Annotated in this window: 1 protein-coding gene; it reads left to right on the top strand. The window is 69.7% G+C overall.

Features of this window, described 5'->3' with window-relative positions; all coding sequences use genetic code 11:
* Positions 1–66 precede the first annotated feature (66 nt).
* Positions 67–1,317, top strand: coding sequence for an IS701 family transposase (locus ACFVVX_RS37980; protein ID WP_387952739.1), 1,251 nt, complete (start codon positions 67–69; stop codon positions 1,315–1,317).
* Positions 1,318–1,415: the final 98 nt, after the last annotated feature.

Below are 1,415 nucleotides of genomic sequence, written 5' to 3'. Positions count from 1 at the left end.
CGTCAGTTCAACGGTGGCGTGTCCGTTGGCGAGTTGTGTCGTTGACAGTGAGTGACACCTGGGGAGATGACGGAGGTCCGGGAGGGCCTGGAGGCGTTCACGGCGGAGCTGTTCGAGGCGTTCACGCGTCGGGATCAGCAACGCTGGGGACGGGTCTATGTGCGTGGGCTGCTGCTGGATGGCGGGCGCAAGTCGGTGGAGCCGATGGCCGCCCGGCTGGGCGAGGACGGCAACCGGCAGGCACTGGCGCACTTCGTGACCACCAGCCCGTGGGACCCGGCGCATGTGCGGGCCCGACTGGCCTGGAGAATGGCTGATGCCATCGGTCCGACCGCGCTGATCATCGACGACACGGGGTTCCTCAAGGACGGGGACGCCTCCGCGTGCGTGTCGCGGCAGTACACCGGAACCGCGGGGAAGGTCACCAACTGCCAGGTGGGCGTCTCGCTGCACCTGGCCACCGACCACGCCTCCACGGCGGTCGACTGGCGGCTGTTCCTCCCCAAGTCCTGGGATCCGGCCTCCGACAAGGCCGAACCGGCGAAGGTGGCCCGCCGCGAGCGCTGCCAGATCCCCGCCGACCTCGGGCATGTGGAGAAGTGGCAGCTCGCCCTGGACATGGTGGACGAGACCCGCTCCTGGGGCGTCCATGTCCCGCTGGCCGTCGCGGACGCCGGCTACGGTGACGCCGTGGCGTTCCGTCTGGGCCTGAACGAGCGCGGGCTGAACTACGTCGTGGGCATCTCCAGCACCCTGAGCGCCCAGCCGGGTTCCGCCCGGCCCGTCACCCCGCCCTACAGCGGGACCGGACGCCCGCCCGTGGCCCGATACCCCGATCCGGCGAAGAGCGTGAAAGCCCTGGTCACGGACACCGGCCGCGCAGCGGCCAAACCGGTGTCCTGGCGCGAGGGCTCACGCCCGGGCAAGGGCCGCACCGGGTTCAAGCGGATGTACTCGCGGTTCGTCGCGCTGCGGATCCGCCCCGCCGGCCGCGAGATCCGCGATGCCACCGACGGTGTGGAACTGCCCGAGTGCTGGCTGCTGGCCGAGTGGCCCGCGAAGGAGATGGAGCCGGTGCAGTTCTGGCTCTCCGACCTGCCCGCCGACACCCCGCTGACCACCCTGGTCCGCCTGGCCAAGCTCCGCTGGCGCATCGAGCACGACTACCGCGAGATGAAGCAGGCCCTGGGACTTGCCCACTTCGAGGGCCGTACTTTCACCGGCTGGCACCACCATGTCACCCTCGTCTCACTCGCCCACGCCTTCTGCACCCTGCGGAGGCTGGCCCGAGCCCCAAAAGGAACGGCAGCGGCCTGAGCCTCTACCAGGTCGTCCGCGAGATGCAGTTGATCCTCGCCACCTGGGCTGGCCACTGTCCGACTTGCAACCGCGACATACCCATACCCATACGAACC

Origin of the sequence: Kitasatospora sp. NPDC058170 (assembly GCF_042883905.1) — a bacterium.
GTDB lineage: Bacteria > Actinomycetota > Actinomycetes > Streptomycetales > Streptomycetaceae > Kitasatospora.
Note: the sequence above shows the minus strand (reverse complement) of the source record. Positions and strands in the feature narration are given on the sequence as shown.